Annotated in this window: 29 protein-coding genes and 1 pseudogene; 18 read left to right on the forward strand and 12 right to left on the reverse strand. The window is 66.6% G+C overall.

The features are described from left to right. The first annotated feature begins 109 nt into the window (after positions 1-109). On the forward strand, positions 110-943 hold the full coding sequence (locus tag DFR24_RS05925) for an HAD family hydrolase (protein ID WP_133880386.1): 834 nt from the start codon (positions 110-112) through the stop codon (positions 941-943). On the opposite strand, the gene DFR24_RS05930 is transcribed toward DFR24_RS05925, so the two are convergent. Further along, positions 915-1,934 carry an AraC family transcriptional regulator gene (locus DFR24_RS05930; RefSeq protein WP_162851071.1) on the reverse strand — a complete coding sequence of 340 codons (1,020 nt, stop codon included), beginning with the start codon at positions 1,932-1,934 and terminating at the stop codon, positions 915-917. The two genes, DFR24_RS05925 and DFR24_RS05930, sit on opposite strands and share 29 nt — an antisense overlap. 118 nt (positions 1,935-2,052) lie before the next feature. Between DFR24_RS05930 and DFR24_RS05935 the strand changes: the two genes are divergently transcribed. Next, positions 2,053-3,669 carry a flavin-containing monooxygenase gene (locus DFR24_RS05935; protein ID WP_133880388.1) on the forward strand — a complete coding sequence of 539 codons (1,617 nt, stop codon included), beginning with the start codon at positions 2,053-2,055 and terminating at the stop codon, positions 3,667-3,669. Between the two features lie 126 nt (positions 3,670-3,795). On the opposite strand, the gene DFR24_RS05940 is transcribed toward DFR24_RS05935, so the two are convergent. The 4 genes from DFR24_RS05940 to DFR24_RS05955 all read right to left on the reverse strand — a co-directional run bounded on the left by DFR24_RS05940 (position 3,796) and on the right by DFR24_RS05955 (position 6,857). Further along, the gene (locus DFR24_RS05940; protein ID WP_210772431.1) at positions 3,796-4,695 is read right to left on the reverse strand and encodes a DMT family transporter; all 900 of its coding nucleotides are present in this window, start codon (positions 4,693-4,695) and stop codon (positions 3,796-3,798) included. A 235-nt stretch (positions 4,696-4,930) separates the two neighbouring features. Then, positions 4,931-5,278: a carboxymuconolactone decarboxylase family protein gene (locus DFR24_RS05945; protein WP_133880389.1), complete on the reverse strand. Its 348-nt coding sequence runs from the start codon at positions 5,276-5,278 to the stop codon at positions 4,931-4,933. A 28-nt stretch (positions 5,279-5,306) separates the two neighbouring features. Next, complete coding sequence (locus DFR24_RS05950; RefSeq protein WP_133880390.1) at positions 5,307-5,849, reverse strand: cupin domain-containing protein; 543 nt, start codon at positions 5,847-5,849, stop codon at positions 5,307-5,309. A gap of 138 nt (positions 5,850-5,987) precedes the next feature. Continuing rightward, the gene (locus tag DFR24_RS05955) at positions 5,988-6,857 is read right to left on the reverse strand and encodes a metal-dependent hydrolase (RefSeq protein WP_133880391.1); all 870 of its coding nucleotides are present in this window, start codon (positions 6,855-6,857) and stop codon (positions 5,988-5,990) included. A gap of 180 nt (positions 6,858-7,037) precedes the next feature. Between DFR24_RS05955 and DFR24_RS05960 the strand changes: the two genes are divergently transcribed. From DFR24_RS05960 to DFR24_RS25315, 5 genes and pseudogenes are all read left to right on the forward strand, one after another. Beyond that, entirely contained in the window at positions 7,038-7,250 is a 213-nt protein-coding gene (locus DFR24_RS05960) for a DUF3565 domain-containing protein (RefSeq protein WP_133880392.1), read from the forward strand. Between the two features lie 194 nt (positions 7,251-7,444). Next, positions 7,445-8,848 carry an MFS transporter gene (locus DFR24_RS05965; protein WP_246051526.1) on the forward strand — a complete coding sequence of 468 codons (1,404 nt, stop codon included), beginning with the start codon at positions 7,445-7,447 and terminating at the stop codon, positions 8,846-8,848. Positions 8,849-8,880: 32 nt separating this feature from the next. Then, positions 8,881-9,132 (forward strand): hypothetical protein, encoded by a 252-nt coding sequence (locus DFR24_RS05970; RefSeq protein ID WP_133880394.1) that lies wholly within the window; start codon positions 8,881-8,883, stop codon positions 9,130-9,132. A 53-nt stretch (positions 9,133-9,185) separates the two neighbouring features. After that, positions 9,186-9,464 (forward strand): hypothetical protein, encoded by a 279-nt coding sequence (locus DFR24_RS05975; RefSeq protein ID WP_133880395.1) that lies wholly within the window; start codon positions 9,186-9,188, stop codon positions 9,462-9,464. Between the two features lie 28 nt (positions 9,465-9,492). Next, a pseudogene (locus tag DFR24_RS25315) lies at positions 9,493-9,678 on the forward strand (hypothetical protein); the annotation flags it as partial. 168 nt (positions 9,679-9,846) lie between these two features. On the opposite strand, the gene DFR24_RS05985 reads toward DFR24_RS25315, so the two are convergent. The 3 genes from DFR24_RS05985 to metE form a co-directional block, all read right to left on the reverse strand. Then, positions 9,847-10,161 (reverse strand): hypothetical protein, encoded by a 315-nt coding sequence (locus DFR24_RS05985; protein ID WP_133880396.1) that lies wholly within the window; start codon positions 10,159-10,161, stop codon positions 9,847-9,849. Between the two features lie 113 nt (positions 10,162-10,274). Beyond that, positions 10,275-10,460 carry a hypothetical protein gene (locus DFR24_RS05990; RefSeq protein WP_133880397.1) on the reverse strand — a complete coding sequence of 62 codons (186 nt, stop codon included), beginning with the start codon at positions 10,458-10,460 and terminating at the stop codon, positions 10,275-10,277. After that, complete coding sequence (gene metE, locus DFR24_RS05995; RefSeq protein WP_133881486.1) at positions 10,457-12,724, reverse strand: 5-methyltetrahydropteroyltriglutamate--homocysteine S-methyltransferase; 2,268 nt, start codon at positions 12,722-12,724, stop codon at positions 10,457-10,459. The genes DFR24_RS05990 and metE overlap by 4 nt, the downstream gene beginning before the upstream one ends. Before the next feature lie 92 nt (positions 12,725-12,816). Between metE and DFR24_RS06000 the strand changes: the two genes are divergently transcribed. After that, entirely contained in the window at positions 12,817-13,722 is a 906-nt protein-coding gene (locus tag DFR24_RS06000) for a LysR family transcriptional regulator (RefSeq protein ID WP_133880398.1), read from the forward strand. 254 nt (positions 13,723-13,976) lie between these two features. Here the strand turns inward: DFR24_RS06000 and DFR24_RS06005 are convergent, their stop codons facing one another. Further along, positions 13,977-14,663, reverse strand: a complete 687-nt coding sequence (locus tag DFR24_RS06005; protein ID WP_133880399.1) for a formyltransferase family protein — start codon at positions 14,661-14,663, stop codon at positions 13,977-13,979. A 391-nt stretch (positions 14,664-15,054) separates the two neighbouring features. Between DFR24_RS06005 and DFR24_RS06010 the strand changes: the two genes are divergently transcribed. Next, on the forward strand, positions 15,055-16,179 hold the full coding sequence (locus DFR24_RS06010) for an RMD1 family protein (protein ID WP_133880400.1): 1,125 nt from the start codon (positions 15,055-15,057) through the stop codon (positions 16,177-16,179). 24 nt (positions 16,180-16,203) lie between these two features. On the opposite strand, the gene DFR24_RS06015 is transcribed toward DFR24_RS06010, so the two are convergent. Continuing rightward, entirely contained in the window at positions 16,204-17,097 is an 894-nt protein-coding gene (locus DFR24_RS06015) for a LysR family transcriptional regulator (RefSeq protein ID WP_133880401.1), read from the reverse strand. Positions 17,098-17,241: 144 nt separating this feature from the next. Here DFR24_RS06015 and DFR24_RS06020 point away from each other — a divergent pair, with 144 nt between their 5' ends. From DFR24_RS06020 to DFR24_RS06035, 4 genes are all read left to right on the forward strand, one after another. Then, complete coding sequence (locus tag DFR24_RS06020) at positions 17,242-18,084, forward strand: alpha/beta fold hydrolase (protein ID WP_133880402.1); 843 nt, start codon at positions 17,242-17,244, stop codon at positions 18,082-18,084. 26 nt (positions 18,085-18,110) lie between these two features. Next, positions 18,111-18,746 carry an SDR family NAD(P)-dependent oxidoreductase gene (locus tag DFR24_RS06025; protein WP_133880403.1) on the forward strand — a complete coding sequence of 212 codons (636 nt, stop codon included), beginning with the start codon at positions 18,111-18,113 and terminating at the stop codon, positions 18,744-18,746. A gap of 30 nt (positions 18,747-18,776) precedes the next feature. Then, on the forward strand, positions 18,777-19,277 hold the full coding sequence (locus DFR24_RS06030) for a hypothetical protein (RefSeq protein ID WP_133880404.1): 501 nt from the start codon (positions 18,777-18,779) through the stop codon (positions 19,275-19,277). 432 nt (positions 19,278-19,709) lie between these two features. Continuing rightward, positions 19,710-19,919, forward strand: a complete 210-nt coding sequence (locus DFR24_RS06035) for a KTSC domain-containing protein (RefSeq protein ID WP_246051616.1) — start codon at positions 19,710-19,712, stop codon at positions 19,917-19,919. Positions 19,920-20,068: 149 nt separating this feature from the next. Here the strand turns inward: DFR24_RS06035 and DFR24_RS06040 are convergent, their stop codons facing one another. Both DFR24_RS06040 and DFR24_RS06045 read right to left on the reverse strand, forming a co-directional pair. Beyond that, positions 20,069-20,953, reverse strand: coding sequence for a CHAD domain-containing protein (locus tag DFR24_RS06040; protein WP_162851073.1), 885 nt, complete (start codon positions 20,951-20,953; stop codon positions 20,069-20,071). 244 nt (positions 20,954-21,197) lie between these two features. Further along, on the reverse strand, positions 21,198-22,085 hold the full coding sequence (locus DFR24_RS06045) for a LysR family transcriptional regulator (protein ID WP_133880407.1): 888 nt from the start codon (positions 22,083-22,085) through the stop codon (positions 21,198-21,200). A gap of 117 nt (positions 22,086-22,202) precedes the next feature. Here DFR24_RS06045 and DFR24_RS06050 point away from each other — a divergent pair, with 117 nt between their 5' ends. The 5 genes from DFR24_RS06050 to DFR24_RS06070 all read left to right on the forward strand — a co-directional run bounded on the left by DFR24_RS06050 (position 22,203) and on the right by DFR24_RS06070 (position 26,643). Then, on the forward strand, positions 22,203-22,913 hold the full coding sequence (locus tag DFR24_RS06050; RefSeq protein ID WP_133880408.1) for a pirin family protein: 711 nt from the start codon (positions 22,203-22,205) through the stop codon (positions 22,911-22,913). Between the two features lie 33 nt (positions 22,914-22,946). Next, positions 22,947-23,381, forward strand: coding sequence for a helix-turn-helix domain-containing protein (locus DFR24_RS06055; protein WP_133880409.1), 435 nt, complete (start codon positions 22,947-22,949; stop codon positions 23,379-23,381). 107 nt (positions 23,382-23,488) lie between these two features. Further along, positions 23,489-24,187: a hydrolase gene (locus tag DFR24_RS06060; protein WP_133880410.1), complete on the forward strand. Its 699-nt coding sequence runs from the start codon at positions 23,489-23,491 to the stop codon at positions 24,185-24,187. Between the two features lie 199 nt (positions 24,188-24,386). Beyond that, positions 24,387-24,668, forward strand: coding sequence for a XapX domain-containing protein (locus DFR24_RS06065; RefSeq protein ID WP_133880411.1), 282 nt, complete (start codon positions 24,387-24,389; stop codon positions 24,666-24,668). A 10-nt stretch (positions 24,669-24,678) separates the two neighbouring features. Then, complete coding sequence (locus tag DFR24_RS06070) at positions 24,679-26,643, forward strand: amidohydrolase (RefSeq protein WP_246051528.1); 1,965 nt, start codon at positions 24,679-24,681, stop codon at positions 26,641-26,643. Positions 26,644-26,645: the final 2 nt, after the last annotated feature.

Below are 26,645 nucleotides of genomic sequence, written 5' to 3' on the forward strand. Positions count from 1 at the left end.
CGTGGGAGTGCCCATTTCGCAACGATGGTACGCCGCCCACCGAAGTTTGCATCCTCGGGGTGTCCCCAGGTCTGGAAGCGTTCAGGGCCGGGATGGCACAGTCGACCGCATGAACACGATCTCGTTCCGGCTCGTGGCCCCTTCGCCACGCGTGATCCTCTTCGACTGGCACGCCACCCTGGCCGACACGATGGACGCGATGTACTACGCGCTCGACGAAGTGATCCCCAGGCTGGCCACGCTGGGCCTGATCGATCACCTGGTTCCACCGGGACAGTCCAAGACGCCCGAGGACGACAAGCTGGTGCAGTACGTTCGCCAGAACTCCGCGCTCCATCCGAAGATCAAGGCGCAGCGCAAGATCTCCCGCACCGACATCTTCGAGTTGCTGTTCGGCGAGGACGAGCAAGCCAAGAAGGTCGCGCACCGTGAATTCGACCAGAGCTACGAGTGCTACTTCGGTCCCGTGAAGCCGATGGAAGCCGACGCCCGGAGCCGTCTCGAAGCCCTGCGTGCACGCGGCATCAAGATCGGGGTGCTGTCCAATCGCGCGCGCCGCTTCATGGCGCACGAGATCTACACCATGGAAGGCACCGGCTGGCAGGACCTGTTCGACACGATCGTGTGCGGCGACGACGTGCAGCGACGCAAGCCCTTCCCCGACCTGATCGAAAAGGCGCTAGCGGACATCGGCGAGCCGGTGGACACGCGGTGCTGGTATGTCGGCGACAGCGTGGCGGACGTCGCTGCCGGGAAAAGCGCCGGCGTGACGACGATCTTCTACAACGGCGCCGCGTGGAACCCCGACTGGATCGCCAAGATCTTTCCCGGCACGAAGAAGTATCCGTATCGGCCGGACGGTGTCGTCGCGGATCTGAAGGAGCTGGCGGAGCTGTTGCCACCTGGGGCCACGATCACCCGCCCTGCCCGCCCCTCGCCCTGACCTTCCTCAAGTTCTGTCCATTCCAGCGCCGGAACGAACGGCTGAACGAGGTCAGGTCGGCGTATCCGAGAATCTCCGCGATCGCGCTCGCACTCAGCTCCGAGTAGCGCAGATACTTCGACGCCAGGTCAGCGCGCACGGCATCGCGGATGCGCGTGAAGCTGGTCTGTTCCTGCTGCAGCCGCAGTTGCAGCGTCCGCGGCGCCACATCCAGCGCGTAGCTGACGTCCTCGATCGTGCACGGCGCATACGGCATCAGCGAGCGCACGACCGCTTCGACGTGATTGGGCAGCTGCTTGCCCGGCCGCTCCCCGTCGAGACGGATGACGCGATTGGCCAGAGCGCGCGCCGCCGCTCCACGGCCCTTCATCGGCGCATCGAGGGTCGCCCGATCGAGTAGCAGTGCGTTGCGTTCCTGGTTGAAGCGCACGTCGTTGCCGAAGGTCGCGCGGTGCAGCGCCAGTCCACCCGCCGGCCGGGCATGCCGGAACAGCACGGCGGACGGCATCCATCGCGGGTGCAGGTGAGTGCGAATCTCCTTGGCGAATACGCAGAGCGCGAATTCCGCCATCTGCACCTCGCTGTCGTGCTGCCCTGCCGTCGTGGACCAGTTCAGCAGCGCCCCACCACCGGCGACCGCCTCCATGCCGACCACCGCTGCATCGGTGTAGAGATCGAAATTCTCGGCGAGCTCGTCGCACATCTGGCGAATGCTGCGCGCGTTGCGCAGCAGCAGCCACGTCGGTCCCAGCACGGTGGCGAGGCGACCGCCTCGCGCCATCGTCAGCCCCCAGGTGGGCATCCGGCAAGCTTCCGCCGCCAGTTCGAAGAAGCGCAGCACGGCCGCCGCCGACACGAGCAGATCGGGATCCTTGAGCGCGGCGCCCGCCAAGCCGGCACGACGTGTCACCGGCGCGGACCGCACGCCTTTCGAGCGCATCAGCTCGGTGGCGCCGTCGAGAATCACGCTGCGAATCAGATAGCCGGCCACGGAAAACCCCTCGGAGTGGTTTGCGCATGATGCCAACTCCGATGCGCCTGAGGCCAACTCGATCGGACGGTCGGGAGGCATGCTGGGTCATTAGACCTACATAACTCGAGGAGACAACATGACCGCTTCCGTTCAAGCAGGCGAAACGCTGGACGCCCTCATCATCGGCGCCGGCTTCACCGGCCTCTATCAGCTCTGGTCCTTGCGCAAGCTCGGCCTGAAGGTGCAGGTACTCGAAACCGCACCCGACGTGGGCGGCACCTGGTACTGGAACTGCTATCCCGGCGCCCGCACGGATTCACCGTCCAACATCTACCAGTACTGGTTCTCCGACGATCTGCTCGACGAGTGGAACTGGAACGAACGCTACGCGGGTCGCGCCGAATCGCATGCCTACTTCCGGCACGTGGCCGACCGCTTCGAGCTGCGCAAGGACATCCGCTTCAATACCCGCGTGGACGCCGCCCACTGGGACGAGGCAACGAGCCGCTGGAACCTGCGCACGCAGGACGGCACGACCTTGAGCGCGCGCTTCCTGATCACGGCGCTGGGTCCGCTCAGCGCGCCGCTGGTGCCGCCGTTCAAGGGACATGAGACGTTCAAGGGCCAGCTCGTGCACACCGCGCGCTGGCCGCGCGAAGGCATTGACCTGAAGGGCAAGCGCGTCGGCGTCATCGGCACCGGGGCGACCGGCATCCAGGTGATCCAGAGCATCGCAGCCGAGGTGTCGCACCTGACCGTGTTCCAGCGCACCGCGAACTACGCGGTACCGATGCACAACAAGCGCTACACCGATGCCGATCGCGCGGCGATCCGTGCGCGTTATCCCGAGACGCGCGAGGCGATCTGGACGACCTTCGTCGGCTTCGACGAGCCCAGCGTTCCGCATGCCTACTTCGATCTGCCGCCGGCCGAGCGCCGAGCGACGCTCGAGAAGCTGTGGGCCGACGGCTCGCTGAAGATCTGGGTCGCCGGGTTCATGGAAATCTTCTTCGATCTCGCGGCCAGCCAGGAGATCTCCGAGTTCGTGCGCGAGAAGATCCGCGCGCGCATCCATGACTCGAAGGTCGCCGCCAAGCTGGTGCCGCAGGATCACGGCTTCGGCACGCGCCGCGTGCCGCTCGAAAACGGCTACTTCGAGATCTACAACCGTGACAACGTGTCGCTCGTGGATCTGCACGAAGCCCCGATCGAATGTTTCACGCCCAAGGGCATCCGCACGTCGGCCGGCGAGATCGAGCTGGACGTGATCATCCTGGCCACCGGCTTCGATGCGGGCACCGGCGGACTGACGGCGATCGACATCCGCGGCCGTGACGGCGTGTCGCTGCGCCAGCAATGGAAGAGCGACGTGCGCACGACGATGGGCCTGCAGATCCACGGCTATCCGAATCTCTTCACGACCAGCGCCCCGTACGCGCCGGCCGCGGCGTTCTGCAATGCGCCGACCTGCCTGCAGCACCAGGTGCAGTGGATCACCGACTGCATCGCCTACCTGGGCAAGCACGGCCGCACCGTCATTGAGCCCTCGGCGGACACCGAAAGCGCGTGGCTGGCCCATCACGACGAACTCGCCGGCGCGACGCTGGTGGCCAAGACGCGCTCCTGGTACACGGGCGGCAACATCGAGGGAAAACCCAATCGGCTGCTCAGCTACATCGGCGGCGTGCCGGCGTACCGCGAGGCCTGCGAGAAGGTGAAGGAAAAGGACTACGAGGGCTTCGAGCTGGCCTGAAGCAGCGGGTTCCTCTGGCCGGTTCGCAGGGGCAGTGCCTTGGGCACTCGGACGACGGGCCGCAGTTGCCTGCGACAGGCCGCTGAGTGGAGAGCGACCTTCGTAGCGGCGAGCCGCTTGCCCGGCTCAGGGCTCCATGTCGACAGCCGCCGCGGCCTTGCGTCGCGCGCGGTGCGATTTGACGCTCACTGCGATTCCGCAGGCGGCCACCACCGACATCCCGAGGATGGCCAGTCCGTCCGGAATGTGGCTGAACACGAGCCATCCGAGCAGGCCCGCCCAGACGAGCTGCACGTACATCAGCGGCGCCAGCGCGGACGCCGGGGCCTGGCGATAGGCCGCCGTGAACAGGAAATGGCCGAGTCCTCCTGACGCACCGACCACCAGGAACAGCAGCAGATGCTCTGGCGGTGGCAAGGGCCCGTCCCAGTACCAGGGCAGCGTCAGGCCGAAGACCACGGAGCCGAACAGCGCCGAGTAGAACAGCATCGAGATCGTGCGCTCGGTGGTCGCCAGCACGCGCGACAGGATCTGGTAAGCCGCCATCACGCAGATCGCGCCCAGCGCGAACAGGATGCCGGTCAGATCCACGACGCCACCGGGACGCGCAATGAGCAGGATGCCCGCGCAGCCGACCACGGCTCCGACCCAGTCGCTGAGGGCGACCTTCTCGCCGAGCAAGGGGCCCGCGAGCAGCACCACCACCAGCGGGGAGAGAAAGACGATGGCCGTCGTTTCCGCGAGCGGCATCGTCGTGAGCGCCATTCCCATGCAGATCGTCGCGCCCGCGAGGCAGGCCGCCCGGACCAGGACCCAGCCCGTCCGCGTGGTCTGCAGCAGTTGCCGGCCTTGCGTCGGCGCCAGCAGCGCCAGCATCAGCAGGGCGTGGACGATGTAGCGCAGCGCCGCGATCACCGGCACCGGGTAGAACGCCGTGAGGTATTTGACGGTGGTGTCCATGCAGGCGAACAGGAACAGTCCGCAAACGAAGAGCAGGACACCACCAAGAGGATGCTGCGTCGTCACGATGTCCTTGGATACGGCCGCCTGACGATCCCTGTCACTACGGGCATGTGCGTCGTGGCCACCGTCGTTCGTGGGTCAGGATCGGCACGAATCCGAGCACCGATCAGGGCGCGCATGGTAGCGGGCGATACCCGGCCCCACACCTCGCAGCGACGACATCGGCGAGACCAAAAAGGTAGAACGATAGGCGTCTGCCATCGGGCGGACGTCCGTCCCCGTTGTCGATCGTGCCGCGTCAGCCTCCGCTGCGCTTCGCAGCGCGTTCCTGAAAGACCTCGTTCGCGATCCGCGCCGCGCTGATCGCACACGGAAAGCCGGCGTAGATCGCCAGGTGCGTGACGATCTCCTCGATCTCGGCCTGCGTGACGCCGTTGTCGAGCGCGCGACCCATGTGGGCCGGGAGCTGCTCGAGGCGGCCCATCGCGATCAGTGCAGACACGGTGACGACGCTGCGGTCGCGCTTCGATAGCGCTTTGCGCTCCCAGACATCGTCGAACACGACGGTCTCGGTGAGTTCGGCGAGCTTGGGCGCGACGTCGCCGAAGATGCCACGGAGCGAATCGCGGAGTTCCTTGCTGGGCATGAACGATGTCTTCCGAAGGTGAAGGCGTTCAGCGGCCGCGGCGGGCGCCGATGACGCTGAACACGACGCGGCAGTTGTCCGCACCTGGGTTGTACCAACGATGGCGCGTGCCGTTCTGGATGACGCTGTCGCCCGGGCCCAGCGTCTTCTTCACGCCATCGTCGAGTTCGAGCTCGACCTGACCCGACACGACGAAGCCGTAATCGATCGTCATCGACGCATGCATGCCCGGCGCGTCCTCTTCCATCGTTCCGCCGAGGCCCGGAAAGGCCTCGAAGAATTCGCGCGTGGCCTCGACGGGATCGACGCCGCGCCGTGCGGCGTCCTGTGCGAACGAATCCGGCAGGAAGTCGACATACAGGAAGCGGCTTCCGCCGGCTGCCGGGAAATATGGCTGCAGGGATGTGCTGGGATCACCCGGCGGCACCGGGATCGACGCCGTCTCCTCGGTGGACCACAGGATTCCGATGCCATATCCGCCGGCCTTGTTGGCGAAGTAGCGCGGTGCCTCGCCATCGCTGACGAAAACCGCACGTCCTTTCGAATCGTGACCCGTAACGACGCGGCGCATGAGGATCTCCTGCCGTACGACTCCGAAGATCGATTGTTCTCCGATGGCGCGTGTCCGGGTATCAGGACTCGCCCGATGCGGAGATTGCCGTGCCCGCCCCCGCCGGGCGCCTGCGATCTCCGCGTCGTGCGCTCCGCATCACGCCACGGCACGCAGGGGTTCGGCAGCGGCTGCGCTTGCGTTGTCGGGCGAGCCATTCAAGCGCTCAACCAGGCGCTCCATCTCCTCGAGCAACTCGCCGTTGTCATGATCCCAGGGATGGAATTCCGGCTTGAAATATTCCAGCCAGGGCCCGGCGAGTCGCCGCACCAGGCCCGAGCGCGGCGACAGCATCACCTTCAGGAACGAACGCACGCCCTTGCGGGCGCCGGCTCGCTGATCCGCGATCATCATCCGGCCCTGGCACCACAGCACCATCAGCAGGAAGCCGGCGGTCGTCGTCAGCATGCTGGTCGTGCGCAGCGCGTACGCCGGCAGGCTGCGGCCCACGGATGTTTCGTACACGTCGAAGGCCACCGCCTTGTGTTCGATCTCTTCGAGTGCGTGCCACCGCCACAGCGCCGCGAGGCGCGGGTCGGCACCGGCGATCAACGCAGGATCGCGCAACAGGGCTTCAGCGACGATCGCCGTGAAATGCTCCTGCGCGATCGTGATCGACAACTGCGCCGCGGGCGGCAGCCAGGCTTTGAGCGCCTTGAAGAAGCTCGTCACCTCGGCCTCGATCTCCTCGGCTGGCAAGCCGACCTGTGACAGCAGCGCGTTGTATTCGGCATGCTCGCGGCCATGCATCGCTTCCTGCCCGATGAAGGCGGTGACGGCTTCCTGCAGAAGGGGATCCTCGATCCGGTCGCGGTAATGGCGCAACGTATGGATGAAGAAGCGCTCGCCCTCCGGAAACGTCAGCGACATCGCATTGATGAAGTGCGTCAGGACGGCGCCTTCGTGGTGCCAGTGAGAGGCCGCCTCGAGCGGGAGATGGAATTTCAGGTCACGTCGAGTGGGAATCATGGCGGCACGCTCCAGGAATGATTTTTTGTGCGTCGCAGCAGACGTGCCGGGCTGCGTGTTTCCCGGTTCGCCACGTCCTCGCGTGCGAAATATCGACGTGCGATGTCGCGAGTCCGGTTCGTGCGGAGGGACAACTGCAGCATGTGCCGCGTCACACGCCGCGTTCTGCAGGGCACGCGCGTGAGAAGGAAGATCGTCGGCTTTGACGAAGACGACCACGGCGACTGGGTGGCGCGGCTCGCGTGCGGCCATCAGCAGCACGTGCGCCATCGACCGCCGTGGATCAATCGCCCATGGGTCGAAACGGTCGAGGGGCGCAGCGCGGCGCTGAATGAAGAACTGGAATGCAGGTCATGCGACACGCAAGTGCCTCCCGATTCCGCGGCTCCGTAGCAGCCGCGCCATGACCGCAAACCCGGCGCGTTTCGAGCGGCAGGAAGCTTGCGATGCGCTCGATCCGCGCATCCTCCCTCTCGACGACGCCTCGTCCCCGGGTTGAAGCCCACCAACGGCGCCCGCTACGCTGACCCGCAATGCCTTCCGAACCTGCTGGACCTCTTCCGTTGCCGAGCTCGAGTTCGCGCACCGTGCCGCTGATCGTCGCGTGCGCGCTGTTCATGGAGAATCTCGACGCCACCGTCATCAGCACGGCGCTGCCGGCCATCGCGAAAGACCTCGGGGAAGATCCTCTCCATCTGTCGCTCGCCATCACTTCGTACCTGCTGAGCCTGTCGATCTTCATCCCGCTCTCGGGGTGGCTCGCGGATCGCTACGGTGCGCGCGCGGTGTTCCGCAACGCGATCCTCATCTTCGTGCTCGGCTCTGTCGCCTGCGCCGCCGCGGATGACGTCGGCGGACTGGTCGCGGCCCGGATGCTCCAGGGTCTCGGGGGCGCGCTGATGGTCCCGGTCGGGCGCCTCGTGCTGTTGCGCCAGGTGCCGAAGGCCGAGCTCATCGCGGCGATGTCCTTCGTCACCGTCCCCGCCCTCACGGCACCGATCTTCGGCCCGCCGCTGGGCGGTCTGATCGTCACCTACTCGTCGTGGGAATGGATCTTCCTGATCAACGTGCCGATCGGCGTGCTCGGCTGGATCCTGGTCACGCGCTACATCCGTGACACACGCGAAGAACTGCGTGCGCCGCTCGATCTCGCCGGCTGGTGGGTGCTCGGCGGCGCGATGGCCGGCCTCGTCTTCGGCCTCGAAAGCCTGGGCAAGCACGTGGTCAGCCCGGGCGCGACCTATCTTTCGCTGTCGATCGGCGTGCTGCTGCTGATGCTGTACGTGCGCCACGCGCGGACCGACGACGCGCCGATCCTGCGACTGTCGCTGCTGCGTCTGCAGAGCTTCCGCGCTTCGGTGACTGGAGGCTCGCTGTTTCGCATCGGGCTCGGCGGCTCGACGTTGCTGCTGCCGATGATGCTGCAGCTGGGCTACGGACTGTCGCCGCTCCACTCCGGCCTGCTGACCTTTGCGACGGCCGTCGGCGCGTTGTCGATGAAGATCGTGGCGCCCGGCATCACCCGACGATTCGGATTCCGCTCGATCCTGGTCTACAACACGGCGATCTGCGCGCTCGGACTGATGGTCTGCGGCTGGCTGTCCCCGACGTGGCCGGTCGGCATCGCGCTGGCGGTGTTGCTGCTCACCGGGTTCTTCCGCTCGCTGCAGTTCACCTGCATCAACGCGCTGGCCTTTGCGGATGTCCCCAACCCGGACATGAGCCAGGCGACGAGTTTTTCCAGCACGGCCCAGCAACTCGCGCTGTCCGTCGGCGTGGGCCTGAGTTCGCAGGTGCTCAACGTGAGCATGGCCCTGCGCGGCGCAACGGCCCTGTCCATCACCGACTTCACGAACGCGTTCTGCTTCATGGCCCTGGTCTCGCTGTCGGCCATCTTCGCGTTCCGCCAGCTCGGCGCGGACGCCGGCAACGTCGTCAGCGGACACCGGCTCGTGCTGGCGCACGGATCCTCGGCGAAGGACGTCGACTGAGCGAGCGTCAGCTCGGCGGGAATCGGGCTTGAATGATCTTCGTCAACGCTGTGTCGCCGAGATTCGCGACGTTGCGTTCCGAATCGCATTTCGCATGGCCCGCCTTGCAAGCCCGCGCCGACAGACGAGCCGCGGCCCTGGCAACAGCGATGCAGTTTGAATTCGACGCGGTCGAACGAATTGCAGTTCGCGTCGCATCGTTCATCGAGAAGCCCGAAAAACGTCGCGCCGCGCACGCTTCTTCCTCCAACAGTCGTCTTCTCACCGCCCGGCGACGATCCTGATCCCCGCGCCCGCTCGGCACGCTTGTTGGATTGTCGGAGAGGTCGGGCGCGTGATGAACATCGCGCCCATCGCCACTCAACGAGGAGCGGCCATGATTGACCTGTTACATCTGGAGACGTCGTTCGGTTGGGCGCAGACCGGTACCCCTCCCGCTTCACCGGAAGACGCCTCGAATTCGGAAGATCCCGAGATACGACGCACCGCCCGCTGGCATCAGGCCTCGCCCCCGGCGCTTCCCCTGCGCGGGCCGGTTCAACTGGGCGAGATGAACTCGAGGCGCCCTCGACAATTCGGTGAATTCGAATGCGGCTTCGACGACCGCGTGCGCTGACGCTCGACGACGCGGACAGGGAATCGGCTTGACCACGCCGCTGGATAAACCGCTACGCCGCGAAGTGACGGTCGACGGGCTTGCCTACACGCTCACGATAGACCCCGACGGCTTCCGTCTCGTCGAGAAGGGACGCCGCAACGGCCACGAACTGCGATGGAAGGACCTGCTCAGCGGCGACGCCGCGCTGGCCCAGGGGCTCTACGCATCGCTGACGGCGACGCCGGCGGCGAAATCCGCCGCCAAGGCGAAGGCCAAGCGATCAACGCATCGACCTGCGCCTGCGACACCTCGATCGAGTGCGCCTGTTGCTCGCCGACCTTCCCATCGTCGCCGCTCGCGTTGACGAAGCGGCTCCCGAACGAATGCCCCGGCGCAGACCTCAGGGATTCGCCGGCGAAGTCTGGAACGGCAGCGAATCATCCGATGACGACGGAGCGGCCGCAGCCGGCGCCTTGCCGTCGCAGACTTCGCTGACCAGGGCCGCCAGCGGCGTATCGCCGGCGTAGCCGCAATGCCGGTCATCACGAACGCACTGCAGGATCTTCTTGACGCCGTTGTCGCACTTCACGGAGTAGACCAGCGCGCCGTGCTTGTCGGCCTCTCCCAGCGGCGTGATCGACGGCGCTGCCGATGCGCCAACCACGGGAAGGACGGCGACGGAAAACAGCGCGAGGCGGATCAGGCGGACGTTCATGTTCGGATGGGGTCTGCGACGACAGGGGCCTGAGCGATCTTAGCGCGCCGTCGGCGTGCTCATTCATCGCTCCGAAGGCGTCCAGCGCGACGCCTTGCCGGCCGCCTCCTGACTCATTCTTCGCCGACCCTGCAGACGCAGCACGCGCCATGGCGATGAGTGGCCTCGACGTCGCGATAGTCGGGCCCCGCTTCATCGGATACGGCGTCGCGATCGCTCGACCGGACGCCGAATTCCTCGGTTTCCCTGCGCGCCAGCAGGTAGGGGACATGGCGGGCCCGCGCGGATCCGGCGTTCACCGGGTCAGCGCCGCCCGCGCCTCGCGCGCCGTGCCGACCATCAATCTCAGGGCCGCCTCCGTCTCAGGCCACGCGCGCGTCTTCAGCCCGCAGTCCGGATTCACCCAGAGCCGCTCCATCGGCACGACGCAAAGCGCCCGGTCGAGCAACGTCTTCATCTCGTCCGCGGACGGCACGCGCGGCGAATGGATGTCGTAGAGACCCGGACCGATGTCGTTCGGGTAGCGGAAATCGGCGAAGGCATCGAGCAGCTTCATCCGCGAGCGCGACGTTTCGATGGTGATGACGTCGGCGTCCATCGCGGCGATCGACGGCAGGATGTCGTTGAACTCCGAGTAGCACATGTGGGTGTGGATCTGCGTGTCGTCGCGCACGCCCGAGGCGCAGACACGAAAGGCGCGGACAGCCCAGTCGAGATACGCCGGCCAGTCCGCCTTCTTCAGCGGCAGGCCTTCGCGGATCGCCGGTTCGTCGATCTGGATCACGCGGATGCCGGCCGCTTCCAGGTCGCAGACCTCGTCGCGCAGGGCCAGCGCCAGTTGCAGCGCGACGTCGCGCCGCGGCAGATCGTCGCGCACGAAGCTCCAGAACAGCATCGTGATCGGCCCGCTGAGCATGCCCTTCATCGGCTTGACCGTCAGGCTCTGCGCATAGCGCGCCCACGCCACCGTCATCGGCCGCGGCCGCGCGACGTCGCCGTAGATGATCGGCGGTTTCACGCAGCGCGAGCCGTAGCTCTGCACCCAGCCGTTTTCGGTGAAGCAGTAACCGTCGAGCTGCTCGCCGAAGTACTCGACCATGTCGTTGCGCTCGGCCTCGCCGTGGACCAGAACGTCCAGCCCCAGCTCTTCCTGCTTGTCGACGGCGAAGCGGATCTCGGCCTGCATGGCCTCGAGATAAGCGGCTTCGTCGAGCTTCCCGGTCTTGAACGCGGCGCGTGCGGCGCGAATCTGCGCCGTCTGCGGAAAGGAGCCGATCGTCGTCGTCGGCAGCGGCGGCAGCTTGAGCACGTCCTGTTGCCGGACGACGCGCGCCGGGAACGGCGTGGAGCGCGTCGCGTCGGCTTCGCTCAGCGAGGCGACGCGGTCGCGCACCGCCGCGATCCTTGTCGTTGTCGCCTGCCGACGGGCCTGCGCGATCCGCGCGGACTCGTGCAGCGCCTGCCAGACCGAGGCCTCGCCGTCGCGCAGCGCGCGCTTGAGCACGCCCAGCTCGTCGAGCTTCTGCGCGGCGAATGCCATCCAGCTGCGCAGATCCGCATCGAGCCGATGCTCGTGCGCCAGGTCGGTCGGCACGTGCAGCAGGGAGCACGACGCCGAGATCCACAGGCGCTCACCGAGAACCGCGTGCGCCCTGTGCAGCCCGCCCAGCGCCTCGACCAGCGACGTGCGCCAGAGGTTGCGCCCATCGACGACGCCCAGCGACAGCACCTTGTCCTGCGGCCACTGCGCGAGAAACGTCTCGAGCTGCTCCGGCGCGCGCACCAGGTCCAGATGCAGGCCGTGGACGGGAAGCGATGCCAGCAGCGGTGCATGCGCCTGCACGCTGCCGAAATACGTGGCGAGCAGGATCGGCGGGCCGGCGCTCGCGAGTTCGCGATAGACCACGGGCAATGCGGCAATCCATTCCGGCGGCAGGTCGAGCGCGAGGATCGGCTCGTCGATCTGGACCCACTGCACGCCCAGCGCCTTGAGTTCGCCGAGCAGCACGAAGTAGACGTTGAGCAGCAGCGACAGCAGCGACAGTCGATCGAACCCGGGCTCGGCCGACGCCAGCCACAACCAGGTCAGCGGACTCGGCAGCACGACCTTGACCTTGTGTCCCAGCGCCAGCGCCTCGCGGACCTCGGGCAACAGCCAGTCGCGGTTCGGCGAGAAGCGCGTCGTCGGACCGACCTCCGGAACGAGGTAGTGATAGTTCGTGTCGAACCACTTCTTCATCGCCAGCGCGGGCTGCTCGCGCGTTCCACGCGCCATCGCGAAGTAGCCGGCCAGATCGACCGTGCCGCCGAGCCCGAAGCGCTCCGGCGCGGCGGAAAACAGCGCCGTCGCGGTATGCAGGTGGTCGTACCAGGCGAAGTCGCCGACGGTCACCCAGTCCAGTCCGGCGACACGCTGCAACTCCCAGTGCCGGGCCCGCAGCTCGCGGCCGGTCCGGCGCAGTCCGGCGTCGTCGAGATCGCCTTTCCAGTGCGCTTCGAGGGCGATCTTGAGTTCGCGGCGCGAGCCGATACGGGGGAAACCGAGGATGTGGGCAACGGGCATGACGGTGAGCCGGTGGAGATCGATCGTCATGGTCATCGGCGGTCGCACATGATTCAATCTCAGCGTTTTCATGAATTCACTGAATTTCATTCATGTCCCAATCGCCGCTCGAAATCCGCCATCTGCAGACCCTGATGGCCCTGGCGGACACCGGCTCGCTCGGCAAGGCGGCCGAACGCGTCTTCGTTTCGCAGTCCGCGCTTTCCCACCAGCTCAAGGCGCTGGAGGTCCGCTACGGCGCGCCGCTGTTCGAGCGCAACACCAAGCCGCTGCGCTTCACGCAGGCCGGCGCGCGGCTCGTCACGCTCGCCCGCGAGGTCCTGGCGATGACGGCGCAGGCCGAGCGCGAGGTCGCGCAATGGGTGTCCGGCCGCGGCGGGCAGCTGCGCGTGGCCGTCGAGTGCCACACCTGCTTCGACTGGCTGATGCCGGCGATGGACGCTTTCCGCGATCACTGGCCGGATGTCGAGCTCGATCTGGTGGGCGGATTCCAGATCGATCCGATGGCGTTGATCGAATCCGGAGCCGCGGACTTCGCCGTCATCCACGACCAGCCGCCCGCGCGGACCGGCATCGCGATCGAGCCGCTGTTCAGTTACGAGACGATGGCGATCCTGTCGCCGCGCCACGCCCTCGCACGCAAGGCGTACCTGACGCCCGCGGATTTCGCTGACCAGACGCTGATCAGCTATCCGGTCGACGAGGACATGCTCGATGTCGTCCGCCATTTCCTCGCGCCGGCCGGCGTCACCGCGAAACGGCGCAAGGTCGAACTCACGGTCGCGATCCTGCAGCTCGTGGCCAGCGGCCGCGGCATCGCGGCGCTACCCGAGTGGAGCGTCGCCGGGTATCTCGAACGGGGCTACGTCGTCGGCAAGCCGCTGGGCGAGGAAGGCTTGCGATGCGAGTTGTATGCGGCCATTCCGGAGAGCCTGGCCGCCAAACCCTTCATGGCGGATTTCATCGCCAAGGTGCGTCGCTGTTCGAGCACAGCCTGATCCGCGGCCTGAGTCGCGGCCCGGATTTCAGGCCGTGATGCCGCGCCTTCGCCGTGATCGGAACAACGGATCGGGTTCGAGTCTCTCGCGGCGGCCAGACTCTCCCTCACCCCCGGCCCCTCTCCCTGCGGGAGAGGGGAGCATGCGGTTCCTTCTCCCTTAGGGAGAAGGTGCCCCGAAGGGGCGGATGAGGGAGCGTCCGGCCCGAACGCCCGGCTCCCCTCCGCCGCGCGCAGTACGCATCGTCCCTCTCCTCAGGCCGGAAGATCGTCGAAGTAAGGCGGGGCGATGATCGCCCGCGGATGGTTCAGGAAGATCCGCTCCTGGCGCGCGGCATGATCCGGCGCAAGTCGCGCGAACCATTTGCCCATCTCCTCGATCGGCGTGTGCCGGTTCGTCGGATGCCATTGCTCGTCGATCGGGGTGAAGCATTTCGTGCCCACGTTCGCGCCGGCGATGCGCTCGCAGACGACCTCCAGCACGCGCAGGCAATCGCCGACGCTTCGTTCGAAGACATCCTGGATCGTGTAGCGCGCCGGAACCTCCCAGCGTTCGGCGAGATAGATCGGACCATGATCGATCTGCTCGTCGACCTCGTGCACCGTCGTGCCGTGATGCGTGCGCGTCTGTCGATTGACGACGGGCTGGCACCAGCAGCCCCAGCAGCCACCGTGTTCGGGTGGCGAGGGATGAATGTTGATCGCGCCGTACGTGGCGCGCCGCAGGTGATGCGGCTTGAGGATGATGCCGTTCACGTACGAGATGATGAGGTTGTAGTCCGTGGCCTCGATCTGCGCGAGCACGTCGGGCTTCGTCGACGCATTCCCCATCTCCCAGAAAATGACGGTGGGATCGGCGAAGTGCCGTTTCGCGATGGCGGCTGTCTGGGCTTCCGAACCGGGCACCGACGTGAGCAACAGGACGCGGTAGTCGCTGTTCATATCTTTCCTGGGCGCGAGCGGCCTGTTGAGATTTTCAAACCACGAGACAAAAAGATACCTCTCCCCTTGGGAGAGGTCGGCGCGAAAGCGGTTGGGTCCCAGCGCGGGAGTGACTCAATGTCACTCCCGCGTAAACCCAACCGGGGTGAGGGCCGCGCGGAGCGCGGTCGAGCAGCGCCATCAGAGCGCCTCTGCCGCGCTCCGCGCGCCCTCACCCCGTTTCAGGTTCAGGAGTGACTCGATGTCACTCCTGAACCTGAAACGCCTCTCCCAAAGGGAGAGGGAGTTAGAGACCGCTGAGAGCAGACCCTCATGCCGGACCCCTGTCCCGTTGACCTTTCGCCGGCCTGACACATCGGCGGCCCAAGCTGCGCGGTCAGAGGATTCCCACATGACATCACCCGCCCTGGTCGTACGATCCGGCTCGATCATCGCGCTGCGCCTTTTCGACATCGCCTACGCCATCGATCTGCCGCAGGTCGAACGCCTGTGGTCCGCCCACTCGCAGGTGACGACGAGCCGCGGACAACTGGCCTACACCCCCTCGAAAGCCGTGGCTTTCGACGTGCCGCCGGTGTCGCTGACGCTCGACAGCACACTGCTGGACCTGGGAACGGGCACGCCGCTGACGGCCCTGGTCAGCGCCCGCATCTACGATTTCGGCGTCGTCTCGCTGTCGGTCCGCGTCCCGGTGGAGCACACCCATTGGAGCGAGTTCGCGCGGCTCGTCACGGCCACGAACCAGACCGTCGGGCCCGGCGCACCGGACGCCTTCTGGACAGACCTGCTGAGCCGCATCACCGCGCCGCTGGCGCCGGCCTTCGTGCGACAGAACCGGTCGGGTTTGCAGGAGGACTACCTGTTCGCCGTCGTCAAGCAATGGGACGAGCCGGTCTCGGCCGACCAGTTGATGGAGCGCGTGGACCTTGCGGCGCTGCTCACCGACGAGAGCCGCCCGCTGTCGGAAGGCGCGCGTCGCGACCTGCTGCGCCAGCGCTTCTCGTACTACACCGACGATCTCGTCGTCATGACCTGGGACCGCGCCTTCATCGTCGAGCCGCGCGGCGACTCCGACGTCATCGACGTGCTCGAAGTCGCCAACGCGCAGTTGCTCGAGATGCGCTACTACGACGAGCTGCTCGACGACGAACTCCCGCGCATGAACGAGTGGGTCCGCGACGTGCGTACCGGCTCGCTGCTGCGCAGTCCGCGCCGGTACGCCTCGCTGGCCCGCCGGCTCTACGGGCTCGTGGCGGAAGTCACCGAGCTGACCGAACGCGTCGACAACGCCCTGCAGGTGACCGAGGACGTGTACCTGGCCCGTGTCTACGCGTCAGCGCTGGACCTGATGCGCGTTCCCAAGCTGAGCGCCGCCGTGGATCGCAAGCTCGCGATCATCCGCGACACGTACACGGCCTTGTACGACGAGGCCTCGGCGCGGCGTTCCGAGCTGCTGGAAATGACGATCGTCCTGCTGATCGTGCTGGAGATCGTGCTGGCCTTGTTCCACGTCTGAGACGCTGCGCCGTCACGCGACCGATCAGACCGGACCCGACAGGCTCGCGGCATCCGCGACGAACGCCTGGTGCAGCCAGTCGCCGACCGCGTTGAAGCGCTTGATCCGCGCCGCGTCGCGATGACTCAGCAGCCACAGGTCGCGTCGCACCTCGGGCTTCGTGCTCAAGCGCCGAAGGCCCGGCGAGTCGCCGAGCAGCCACGGCAGCAGCGCGAGACCCAGGCCCGCCTCGCAGGCCTCGATCAACGTGGTGACATTGCTCACCTGCAGCACACGGCGCGGCTCCGGTTGCAGGCGGGACAGCCACTGCATCTCCGGCAATCCCGACAGGTCGTCCCGATACGACAGCCACGGCTGCTCGCCCCACTGCGCCGGTGAAACACCGGCGAAGCGCGGCGCGCCGTAGACGCCGAACCCGATATCGCCGAGGCGCCGCATCACCAGCGCTGCGTCTTCGGTGGGCTGCGCAAGACGCAGCGCGAAATCGGCCTCGCGACGCGTGAACGACAGGTTGGAGTTGTCGGTGAGCAGTTCGATGCGCAGGTGGGGATAGGCCTCGACCAGCGCCGGGACATGGCGCATCAGCCAGCGGTCGAACAGGGCATTCACGCCGGTGATCCGCACCGGGCCGCTGATGCCCTCGGCCTCGGCGCGCGTCTCGGTCAGCATCGCGCGCACTTCCCCGATGACGTTCCCGGCCCGCGCCATGAACACCGCACCCGCATCGGTGGGCTCGTAGCCACGGTTGCTGCGAATGAACAGCCGCGTCTGCAGCACCGCCTCCACGGCGGCGACGCGACGACTGATCGTGGAGACGTCGACGCCGAGTTCGCGTGCGGCCGAACTCATGCTGCCGGCACGGGCCAGCGACAGCATCAGCGGGATGTCGTTCCAGTCCAGCTCCGGCGTGGGGCTCATCGGCTCTTTCCTGCGTCGGGTTTCTGCTTTGCAGATTCTGCAAAGGCACCTTGCCAGTGTAGTGATTCCGCCCGCAACGCCCGGCGCGCAATCTGTTCCTGCCGGCACCGAGCCGCGACCGAAACCACTTCGCAGGGGAACCACATGAACAGCACGACCACGCAGGGCACCACGATCACCACCCGCGACGGCACGCGGATCTTCTACAAGGACTGGGGCAAGGGCCAGCCGGTGCTCTTCAGCCATGGCTGGCCGCTGTCGGCCGATGCCTGGGACGCGCAGATGGTGTTCTTCGGCAACCATGGCTACCGCGTCATCGCCCACGATCGCCGCAGCCACGGCCGCTCGCAGCAGACCTGGCACGGCAACGACATGAACACCTATGCCGACGACCTCGCGACCTTGATCGACACGCTCGACCTGAAGGACCTGGTCATGGTCGGGCACTCCACCGGCGGCGGCGAAGTGGCGTACTACCTGGGCCGTCACGGCACCAAGCGCGTCGCCAAGGCCGTGCTCGTCGGCGCAGTTCCGCCACTGATGCTCAAGACGGCCGCCAATCCGGGCGGCCTGCCGCTCGAGGTGTTCGACAGCATCCGCAAGGGCACCTACGACGACCGCTCGCAGTTCTTCAAGGATCTGACGATGCCGTTCTACGGTTACAACCGGCCGGGCGCGAAGGTGTCGGAAGGCGTGCGCGAATCGTTCTGGCTGCAAGGAATGATGGGCGGCATCAAGGGCCAGCTCGACTGCATCCACGAATTCTCCGAGGTGGATTACACCGAGGACCTCAAGAAGATCGACGTCCCGACCCTGTTCATCCACGGCGACGACGACCAGATCGTCCCGATCGGCGCCTCGGCCCTGCTCGCCTCGAAGCTCGTCCGCAACGCCACGCTGAAGATCTACGAAGGCGCCGACCACGGCCTGACGGTGACGCAGCAGGACCGGTTCAACGCCGACCTGCTCGCGTTCGTGCAGTCCTGAGCGACGTGTCAGCCGGAGATCGCGCCATGTCCGCGCCCTTCCCTCGCGCCGAAGCAACCGGTCGCCTGACCGACACGCGCCAGGCAGGCGGTGTCGTCATGCACGACGTCGACCTGCACGGCGCTGCGATGGTGACCGGCGCGGCCCGCGGCATCGGCGCCCTGTACGCCGAACGGTTCGCCCTGCGCGGCCGCGACCTGATCCTCGTCGCCGGGGATCGGGCGGCCCTCGAGGACATGGCCGAACGCCTGCGTCCTCGCCGCGTTCGCATCGAACTCGTCGTGGCCGACCTGGCGCAGGCCGAAGATCTCGCCGCGGTGGAAACGCAGTTGCGCGGAGACGATCGCATCGCGCTGCTGGTCAACGATGGTCAGGCCGGCGCACGTGGCGGCGACGCGTCATCGGCCTCCAGGCTTCGCACGGATGGCGCGATGGCCGCGCGCCTAGCCCGTGCTGCCGCCGAAGGATTCGTCGCACAGCGCCACGGCACCATTCTCAACGTGGCACTGGCCACCGACGGCGACCGCGGCTCGCTCGCGGGATTCATCGCGTTCAGCCGGTCGCTCTGCGAAGAGCTTCGTCCGCACGGCGTGCACGTCAAGGCACGCGTTCACCGCATGCCGTTTCCCGATTCTTCCCTGCCGCGCATTGCGTCGGCTTGATCCTCACTCACTTTCATCCTGGAGATTCCCATGTTCGACCTTCAAACCTTCACGCTCATCCACGTCCTGATCAGCATCGCCGCCTTCGTCACCGGCATCCCGCTGCTGATGGCGTTCGCCCGCGGCAACGCGCGGCCTTCGCTCGCAACGGCCACGATCGTCCTGCTGGTGCTCACCAGCGCCACCGGCTTCGCCTTCCCGTTCACGAAGATCCTGCCGTCGCACGTGTTCGGCGTGCTCTCGCTCGCGGTGCTGGCCGTCACGTACTGGGCGCGCTGGAAGGCTTCGCTCGCGGGCGGATGGCGCAAGGCCTACATCGTGACGCTCGCCGTCGCGATCTATCTCGATGCGTTCGTGTTCGTGGTGCAGGCTTTCCTGAAGGTGCCGGCGCTCACGGCCATCGCTCCGACCCAGCAATCGCCGGGCTTCGCGATTGCCCAAGGCGTGTTGCTGGTGATCTTCGTGGGGCTGGGTTATGCCGGTCTGCGGGGCTTGGGTCGTGCCGCTCCGGCCGTCGCGGTCGTGCGCTGAACACTCGGGGCTGACGCCGGTACGACGTCCGCATCACGTGATGAGCAGGTCTCCCTCTCCCCGTGCGCTGTTCACGGGGAGAGGGCCGGGGTGAGGGGCAGTCTTTTGAAATGCGTGAACCGTTCGCTTCGAGAACGTCGCGTGGAGCGCATTCCTGGACCGCAACCAGGGAAACACTTGGCGGTCTTTATGTGTCCGGCGGCACTTCAGGGAAGGAAAGGCCGAGTACCACGAGTAGCCACCATATTGCACCGAGTCCAACAAGTGCCTTATTCCATCCCGAGAAGCGCGCATTGCGATCGTGATCTGGAGCGGCCGCTGCGTTCAATTGATTTGCGTAGTACTGCGCCGGTATCAGCCAACCAAACGAGAGCGTCGACACGAGCCAGTACGGATCGGGAACCACATTGAATTTGAGGAGAGCATATGAATATGGTCCCAGTTTCATCGTCCAATCTAAGCGCAGTCGGTTATGACGCAACGACTCAAACGCTCCGCGTTTCTTTCGTCGACGGCGGCCTTTATGACTACTCTGGTGTACCAGCGTCGGTTCACGCGAGCCTTATGTCTGCCAGTTCGCATGGCGCGTACTTCGACGCTCACATTAAGAAAGGCCCTTATCGTTATCGCAAGATTGGATAGTGTGATCGCCCAGAAGATCGCTCAAGTGGACGGCCCCACCTTCGGCGGGCCGTCCGCTTAGCTGGGGCTCTGCGCTTAGCTGGGGCTCTGAACGCCCGCTAGTCGCAGATTCCAGAATCTACGACCGATGCACGCTGCCGCCCCTCGACTCAGGTTTCGGCCGAAGCGTCTTCGAGCAAGCCATGAAGAAAACGCCCCGGCTTGTGCTTATAAGCCCGATCCCCGTGATGAACCGCCCGCCGCTGCAACTTGCTCCGCCGATGCGCAACCGTCGCGGCGAGCGCCTGCTTCGCATCGTCTGCCAGCGGTTCGGCGTTTTCGCCATTCGCGATCGCCATCAGCGCCGCCAGGTCATGATCCTCGCCGAGCAGGTCCGCGATCTTGCCGGCCCTGCGCAACAGCTTTTCCGCGCGCCGCCCGAGTTCCGCCTGGACGGCTTCGACGGCGTTGAGCAGGTACTTCACCTGCTTGCGCCATTCGTGCAGCGCCTCCGGCGTTCCAGCCTGCGTGGCAGCGATGAACATCTTGCGGCCCTTGCGGTAGATCTTCTTCAAGGCCATCGCGTCGAGCGTCAGTCCCGTCGGCAACGCGCCGCGGCTGCGTTCGCGATGGATCTGGATCAGGTCGATGCACGCCAGCACCGGCACGGACGGCGGACGCATCGTGCGCCGGACGCTGACCAACTCGAGTTCCAGCGCTCGCTTCAGCGGCTCTAGATCGAAACCCTTAAGCCGATCGGCGAACCGCGTCGTCAGGGCTTCGAATGTCTCCAGCGCCGCCTTGGCATCGCGCAGTGGCGACAGGTGCCGGCCCGCGTCGCGCAGGCTCACGTTCTCGAGTCGATAGCTTCGTTCGCCGAGCGCGGGCCGAAGGACCCGCAGCGCCGCCCTGGCCTTCTTCAGCGCGCGACGCGCCTGATGGATCCGGTGATCGGTGATCCGCTTCGTCTGCAGCTTGGACAGTGCCTCGTCCACGGCCGACACGAGCTGTCGCGTCGCGGGATGCTCGCGTGACACCGGCGTGCGGGGCGTCATCGGGAGGCTGCCGGTTGGATCAGCCGGCGGGGTGAGCATTTGCGAGCGTGCATGTTGTCGATGTCGTGGGTGTCGTTTGCGTGCGCGGCTGCGAAGACCGCTGCTCGTCCGCCCGGAGCGCGAAACGGCGCCCGGGGCCGACGCACACCGCTAGACCGCGCCGGGCTGGGCCGGATTCGATCCTCGACACCGCCGTCGAATGATCCGACAGCTTCATGACACTCCGGCGCGCCCTACCCGGATATCAACCGCGCCGCGGCGGCACATGCCGCTGGAAACACTCCACCGCCGCCCGCGTCGCCGGCCCGGCGAGTTCCGGGCGCACGACGACGAGATAGAGATCCAGCGACCGCGTGCCGCCGGTGGCGAGCGGCAACGCGCGCACCTTTCCCTCCTGCAGCGGCTGCTCGACGAGATGGTCCGGCAGCCACGCATAGCCCAGGCCGGCACTCACCGTCGCCAGCGAGGCTTCGAGGCTGCTCACGGTGCAGCGGCGGTCCTCGCCCAGCCAGCCCTCGTCACGCGGTTTGCGCTGGCCCGAGTCGCGCACCACCACGTGGACGTGCCGCGCGAGGTCGTCGACCGTCAGCGCGTGTTCCTGCGCGAACAGCGCGTGATCGGGGCTCGCCACGGCGATGAAGGGGATGCTCATCAGGTAGTCGCCGAGAAAGCCCGGCGGCACGCGCGTGCTGAGCACGATGTCCGCGCTGTGCTGCTCGATGGCTTCCTCGGCGCCGGAGAGCACCGCGTCGGCGAGCTGGAGCTGCGTGTCCGGACACATGCCCTGCAGCTCGCCGATCACGCGCAGCAGCCGGGCGCGGGCGAACGCGACATCGACGACCAGGCGTAGCTGCGCCTCCCAGCCCTGCTTGAGCTTGCGGGCGAGCTGCTCGAGCGTCTCGTGGTCGCGCAGCAGCGCCCTGGCCCGCTGCAGCAAGGTCCGCCCGTGCTCGGTCAGCACGGCCTTGCGGCCCTCGACGACCAGCAGCTTCACGTCCAGCGCTTCCTGTAGCCGCGCGACGGCATAACTCACCGCCGGCTGGCTCTTGTGCAGCTTCTCGGCCGCCTGGGCGTAGCCGCCGTGATCGACGACCGCGGCGAGCGCCGCCCAGTGCTCCAGGTCCGTTTTCATGCGATGCCGGCCTTATTCATCCGATTTGTTGATTGTTTTGATCCGAACATCGAGCTTTTTCATCCGCTTTCCTGAGCTTATTGTGGTTCCAGGCAAACAACAAACAGGAGCAACGTCATGAACCAGATCCGACTCGGCAACGACCGTGGCCACGCCGACCACGGCTGGCTGAACTCCCACCACAGCTTTTCCTTCGGCGACTACTTCGATGCCGAGCACGTCGAATTCGGCCCGCTGCGCGTGATCAACGAGGACCGCGTGGTCCCGGGCGCCGGCTTCGGTGCCCACGGCCATCGCGACATGGAGATCATCAGCTACGTGCTGTCGGGCGAGCTGGCGCACAAGGACTCGATCGGCAACGGCTCGGTGATCCGGCCGGGTGACGTGCAGCGCATGAGCGCGGGCACCGGCATCCGTCACAGCGAGTTCAACGCGTCGAACAGCAATCCCGTCCACTTCCTGCAGATCTGGATCCAGCCGGGCGAGCGCGGCATCGCGCCCAGCTACGAGGAGAAGCACTTCGACGATGCGGACAAGCGCGGCCGGCTGCGCCTGGTCGCGGCGCCCGAAGGCGCCGAAGGCTCGGTGACGCTGCATCAGGACGTGCGGCTCTATGCCGGGCTGTTCGACGGCACGGAAGGCGCGACGCTGACGCTTGCGGCCGGACGGCGCGGTTACGTGCACGTGGCCCGCGGCGCGATCACCGCCGACGGCGTGCGCCTGCAGGCCGGTGACGCGCTCAAGGTCGAGGACGTCCAGGCGCTGAAGCTCGAACAGGGGCAGGACGCCGAGGTGCTGGTGTTCGACCTGCCGGGCGCGGCGGCCTGAGCGCGGCGACGACGAAGGACGGGAGTTCGATCCGTGAACCTTCCACTCCACGGTACGGCGTGCAACGAGGACGGAGCGGCCACCCCGCTCCGTCACTCGAAGTCCGGGCGCTTGCCACGGGCGGTGACAGGCGGTCTCGCGGACTCCGTTCTCCGCGGCGTGCTCGATCACATCGACACCCATCTGCACGAAGGCATCACCGTGCAGAACCTCGCGGCGCTGGCGCAACTGTCGGCACCGCACTTCTCGCGAGCCTTCAGCCGCAGCACCGGCATCTCGCCGCATCGCTATCTGATGCGACTGCGCCTGCAGCACGCGACCTGCCTGTTGCGGAACACGCAGCGCACCGCATCGGAGATCGCGCTGCTCGTCGGATTCTCCGATCAGAGCCATTTCATCCGCTGCTTCGTGCGCCACACGGGCAAGACACCGCGGGTCTATCGACGCGAGGTCGAGGAACCCGCGTAACGACGCTCGCCTGATTTCTCACGCATCACATTCATCCAATCCCTGGCCACCAGCCGGCGGCCATCATCGCGACGCCTTTGCCTCGACCACCACCGGAGTCTCTACCCATGTCTCAAATCCGCAACCTTGCCAAGCGCAGCGAAAAAGGCCTGCTCACGCCCGACAACTGCGTGCTGGCCATGATCGACCTGCAGCCGCAGATGCTGTTCGGCGTCTCCAACTTCGACCGCCAGAGCGTCATCAACAACAACGTGATGCTGAGCAAGGCCGCGCAGGTGTTCGGCGTGCCGGTCGTGCTTTCGTCGGTGGAGACCAAGGCGTTCAGCGGCAACACCTGGCCTCAGATCCTGGCCGCGCTGCCCGGCGTCGAGCCGATCGAACGCAGCTCGATGAATTCCTGGGACGACAAGAATTTCGTCGCCGCCATCGAGAAGACCGGCAAGAAGAAGATCGTGCTCACCGGCCTGTGGACCGAAACCTGCGTGGCGCTGCCCACCATCCAGGCCATCCACGACGGCTACGAGGTTTACGTGGTCGAGGACTGCTGCGGCGACGTCAGCCAGCTTGCGCACGACAACGCGATGAAGCGCGTGATCCAGGCCGGCGCCAAGCCCGTCACCGCGCTGTCGACGATGCTCGAGTGGCAGCGCGACTGGGCACAGCGCGAAACCTACGACGCCGTGATGGACATCGTGAAGACGCACTGCGGTGCATACGGCATGGGCGTGGAGTACGCGTACACGATGGTGCACGGCGCACCGGCGACGCAGCTTCCCGCGTACGTGGTGCCGGCCGCGCACAAGTAGACCGCGGCATTCGCGTGCGCGGGGCGCACCCTACGGGATGTGTCGTGAGCCAACGTAGGGTGCGCTCCGCGCACCGGGGCACCGCATGCGAATTCGTAGGGTGCGCCCTGCGCACGCGAGCACCCCGATGCGCGGAGCGCACCCTACGACACGCGAGCGACCCCGTGCGCGGGGCGTACCCTACGACGAGGTGCATCGCATGACTCCGAAGTTCTATCTGTTCTCTTTTGGCGCGGGCCTGCTGGTCGGCGTCGTCTACAGCCTGCTGCAGGTCCGCTCCCCCGCCCCACCGGTGATCGCACTGGTCGGCCTGCTCGGGATTCTTCTCGGCGAGCAGGCGGTGCCGCTGATCAAGCGCGTGATGCAGCGCGAGGCAATCACGCTCGGCTGGGTGCGCCAGCAATGCGGCGAACACGTGCTCGGCGAGCTGCCCAAGGCATCCGCCACGACCGATGGCACGCAACGCGCGACACGAACCTGAAACGCCGACGATGGAAAACCCCGATGCCGGACGCCGCCGCACCCTGCAGGGTCTGGCTGCGCTCGGCGCCACTCCCTGGATCAGCCGCCTCGACGCGGCCGGAACGCAGCCCATGAACGCCAGCCTCATCCTGCACAACGCCCGCATCACGACGCTCGACCGGCAGGCCCCTCAGGCCACGGCGGTCGCGATCGAGAACGGTCGCTTCGTCGCCGTCGGCAGCGACGCGGACATCCTGCCGATGGCCACCGCCAAGACACGCGTCGTGGATCTCAAGCAGCGGCGCGTGATTCCCGGCCTCATCGATTCGCACATCCACGTGATCCGCGGCGGCCTCAACTACAACCTGGAACTGCGCTGGGACGGCGTGCCCTCGCTCGCCGATGGCATGCGCATGCTCAAGGCCCAGGTCGATCGCACACCCGCGCCGCAGTGGGTGCGCGTAGTCGGCGGCTTCAGCGAATCGCAGTTCGCCGAGAAGCGCCTGCCGACGCTCGACGAACTCAACGCCGTGGCGCCCGACACACCGGTCTTCATCCTGCACCTCTACGACCGCGCGCTGCTCAACCGTGCGGCCCTGCGCGCCGCCGGCTACACGCGCGACACGCCCAATCCGCCGGGCGGCCTGATCGCGCGCGACTCCTCGGGCGAGCCCACCGGGCTGCTGCTCGCGGAGCCCAACGCGCTGTTGCTGTACACGGCGCTGTCCAAGGGCCCGAAGCTGCCGATCGAGTACCAGGCCAACTCCACGCGCCACTTCATGCGCGAGCTCAATCGCCTCGGCGTGACCAGCGTCGTCGACGCAGGCGGCGGCTTCCAGAATTATCCAGACGACTACCAGGTCATCGAGAAGCTGCACGCGGCCGGACAGCTCACGCTGCGCATCGCGTACAACCTGTTCACGCAGAAGCCCAAGGAAGAGGTCGCGGATTTCACGCGCTGGGCCGGCATCGTCAAGCCCGGACAGGGTGACCCGATGTACCGCCACAACGGCGCCGGCGAGATGCTGGTGTTCAGTGCCGCGGACTTCGAGGACTTCCGCATGCCGCGGCCCGAGATGCCGCCGAACATGGAATCGGAACTCGAAGCGGTGACGCGAGTGCTGTCGCAGAACCGGTGGCCGTGGCGCCTGCATGCCACGTACGACGAGACCATCACGCGCGCGCTCGACGTGTTCGAGAAGGTCAACCGCGACGTTCCGTTCAAGGACCTGCACTGGTTCTTCGATCACGCCGAGACCGTCAGCGACCGTAATCTCGAGCGCATCGCCAAGCTCGGAGGCGGCGTAGCGATCCAGCACCGCATGAGCTACCAGGGCGAGTTCTTCGTGCAGCGTTACGGCAAGAAGGCGGTGGAACGCACGCCGCCCTACAAGCGCATGCTCAAGATGGGCGTGAACGTCGGCTGCGGCACCGACGCCACGCGCGTGGCCTCGTACGATCCCTGGAATGCGCTGTACTGGCTGAGCACCGGCAAGACGCTCGGCGGTATGGCGATGTATCCCTCGGCCAACCTCGTCGATCGCCAGACCGCATTGGCGATGTATACGCAGCACAACGCCTGGTTCTCCAACGAGGAAGGCCTCAAGGGCCAGATCCGCACGGGCCAGTACGCGGACCTTGCGGTGCTGTCCGAGGATTATTTCTCGGTGCCGGAGGATCGCATCCGTCAGCTTCGCTCGGTGATGACCGTCGTCGACGGCCGCATCGTGTACGCCGACGAGGATTATCGCGATCTCGACCCCGCGATTCCGCCGGCGATGCCGGACTGGTCGCCGGTGAATCACGGCTCGCGCTACTGGAAGGCCGAGCGCAACCAGGCCGCGATGCACGCACTCGCGGCGAGCGCCTGCGGCTGCGCAACCGCCTGCGGCGTGCATGGCCACGCGCATGGACGCGCACAGAGCGGTGCGGTCGCCGACGAGTCGCAGTCGATGTTCTGGGGCGCGTTCGGCTGTTCGTGCTGGGCGGCCTGAGC

The organism is Panacagrimonas perspica, from assembly GCF_004364935.1.
Lineage (GTDB): Bacteria > Pseudomonadota > Gammaproteobacteria > Nevskiales > Nevskiaceae > Panacagrimonas > Panacagrimonas perspica.

Coding starts and splice junctions, on each gene's coding strand:
- DFR24_RS05925 (WP_133880386.1), top strand. CDS start 110: ATGAACACGATCTCGTTCCGGCTCGTGGCCCCTTCGCCACGCGTGATC.
- DFR24_RS05935 (WP_133880388.1), top strand. CDS start 2,053: ATGACCGCTTCCGTTCAAGCAGGCGAAACGCTGGACGCCCTCATCATC.
- DFR24_RS05945 (WP_133880389.1), bottom strand. CDS start 5,278: ATGCCCAGCAAGGAACTCCGCGATTCGCTCCGTGGCATCTTCGGCGAC.
- DFR24_RS05950 (WP_133880390.1), bottom strand. CDS start 5,849: ATGCGCCGCGTCGTTACGGGTCACGATTCGAAAGGACGTGCGGTTTTC.
- DFR24_RS05955 (WP_133880391.1), bottom strand. CDS start 6,857: ATGATTCCCACTCGACGTGACCTGAAATTCCATCTCCCGCTCGAGGCG.
- DFR24_RS05970 (WP_133880394.1), top strand. CDS start 8,881: ATGATCTTCGTCAACGCTGTGTCGCCGAGATTCGCGACGTTGCGTTCC.
- DFR24_RS05975 (WP_133880395.1), top strand. CDS start 9,186: ATGAACATCGCGCCCATCGCCACTCAACGAGGAGCGGCCATGATTGAC.
- DFR24_RS05985 (WP_133880396.1), bottom strand. CDS start 10,161: ATGAACGTCCGCCTGATCCGCCTCGCGCTGTTTTCCGTCGCCGTCCTT.
- metE (WP_133881486.1), bottom strand. CDS start 12,724: ATGCCCGTTGCCCACATCCTCGGTTTCCCCCGTATCGGCTCGCGCCGC.
- DFR24_RS06000 (WP_133880398.1), top strand. CDS start 12,817: ATGTCCCAATCGCCGCTCGAAATCCGCCATCTGCAGACCCTGATGGCC.
- DFR24_RS06005 (WP_133880399.1), bottom strand. CDS start 14,663: ATGAACAGCGACTACCGCGTCCTGTTGCTCACGTCGGTGCCCGGTTCG.
- DFR24_RS06010 (WP_133880400.1), top strand. CDS start 15,055: ATGACATCACCCGCCCTGGTCGTACGATCCGGCTCGATCATCGCGCTG.
- DFR24_RS06015 (WP_133880401.1), bottom strand. CDS start 17,097: ATGAGCCCCACGCCGGAGCTGGACTGGAACGACATCCCGCTGATGCTG.
- DFR24_RS06020 (WP_133880402.1), top strand. CDS start 17,242: ATGAACAGCACGACCACGCAGGGCACCACGATCACCACCCGCGACGGC.
- DFR24_RS06025 (WP_133880403.1), top strand. CDS start 18,111: ATGTCCGCGCCCTTCCCTCGCGCCGAAGCAACCGGTCGCCTGACCGAC.
- DFR24_RS06030 (WP_133880404.1), top strand. CDS start 18,777: ATGTTCGACCTTCAAACCTTCACGCTCATCCACGTCCTGATCAGCATC.
- DFR24_RS06035 (WP_246051616.1), top strand. CDS start 19,710: ATGGTCCCAGTTTCATCGTCCAATCTAAGCGCAGTCGGTTATGACGCA.
- DFR24_RS06040 (WP_162851073.1), bottom strand. CDS start 20,953: ATGACGCCCCGCACGCCGGTGTCACGCGAGCATCCCGCGACGCGACAG.
- DFR24_RS06045 (WP_133880407.1), bottom strand. CDS start 22,085: ATGAAAACGGACCTGGAGCACTGGGCGGCGCTCGCCGCGGTCGTCGAT.
- DFR24_RS06050 (WP_133880408.1), top strand. CDS start 22,203: ATGAACCAGATCCGACTCGGCAACGACCGTGGCCACGCCGACCACGGC.
- DFR24_RS06060 (WP_133880410.1), top strand. CDS start 23,489: ATGTCTCAAATCCGCAACCTTGCCAAGCGCAGCGAAAAAGGCCTGCTC.
- DFR24_RS06065 (WP_133880411.1), top strand. CDS start 24,387: ATGACTCCGAAGTTCTATCTGTTCTCTTTTGGCGCGGGCCTGCTGGTC.
- DFR24_RS06070 (WP_246051528.1), top strand. CDS start 24,679: ATGGAAAACCCCGATGCCGGACGCCGCCGCACCCTGCAGGGTCTGGCT.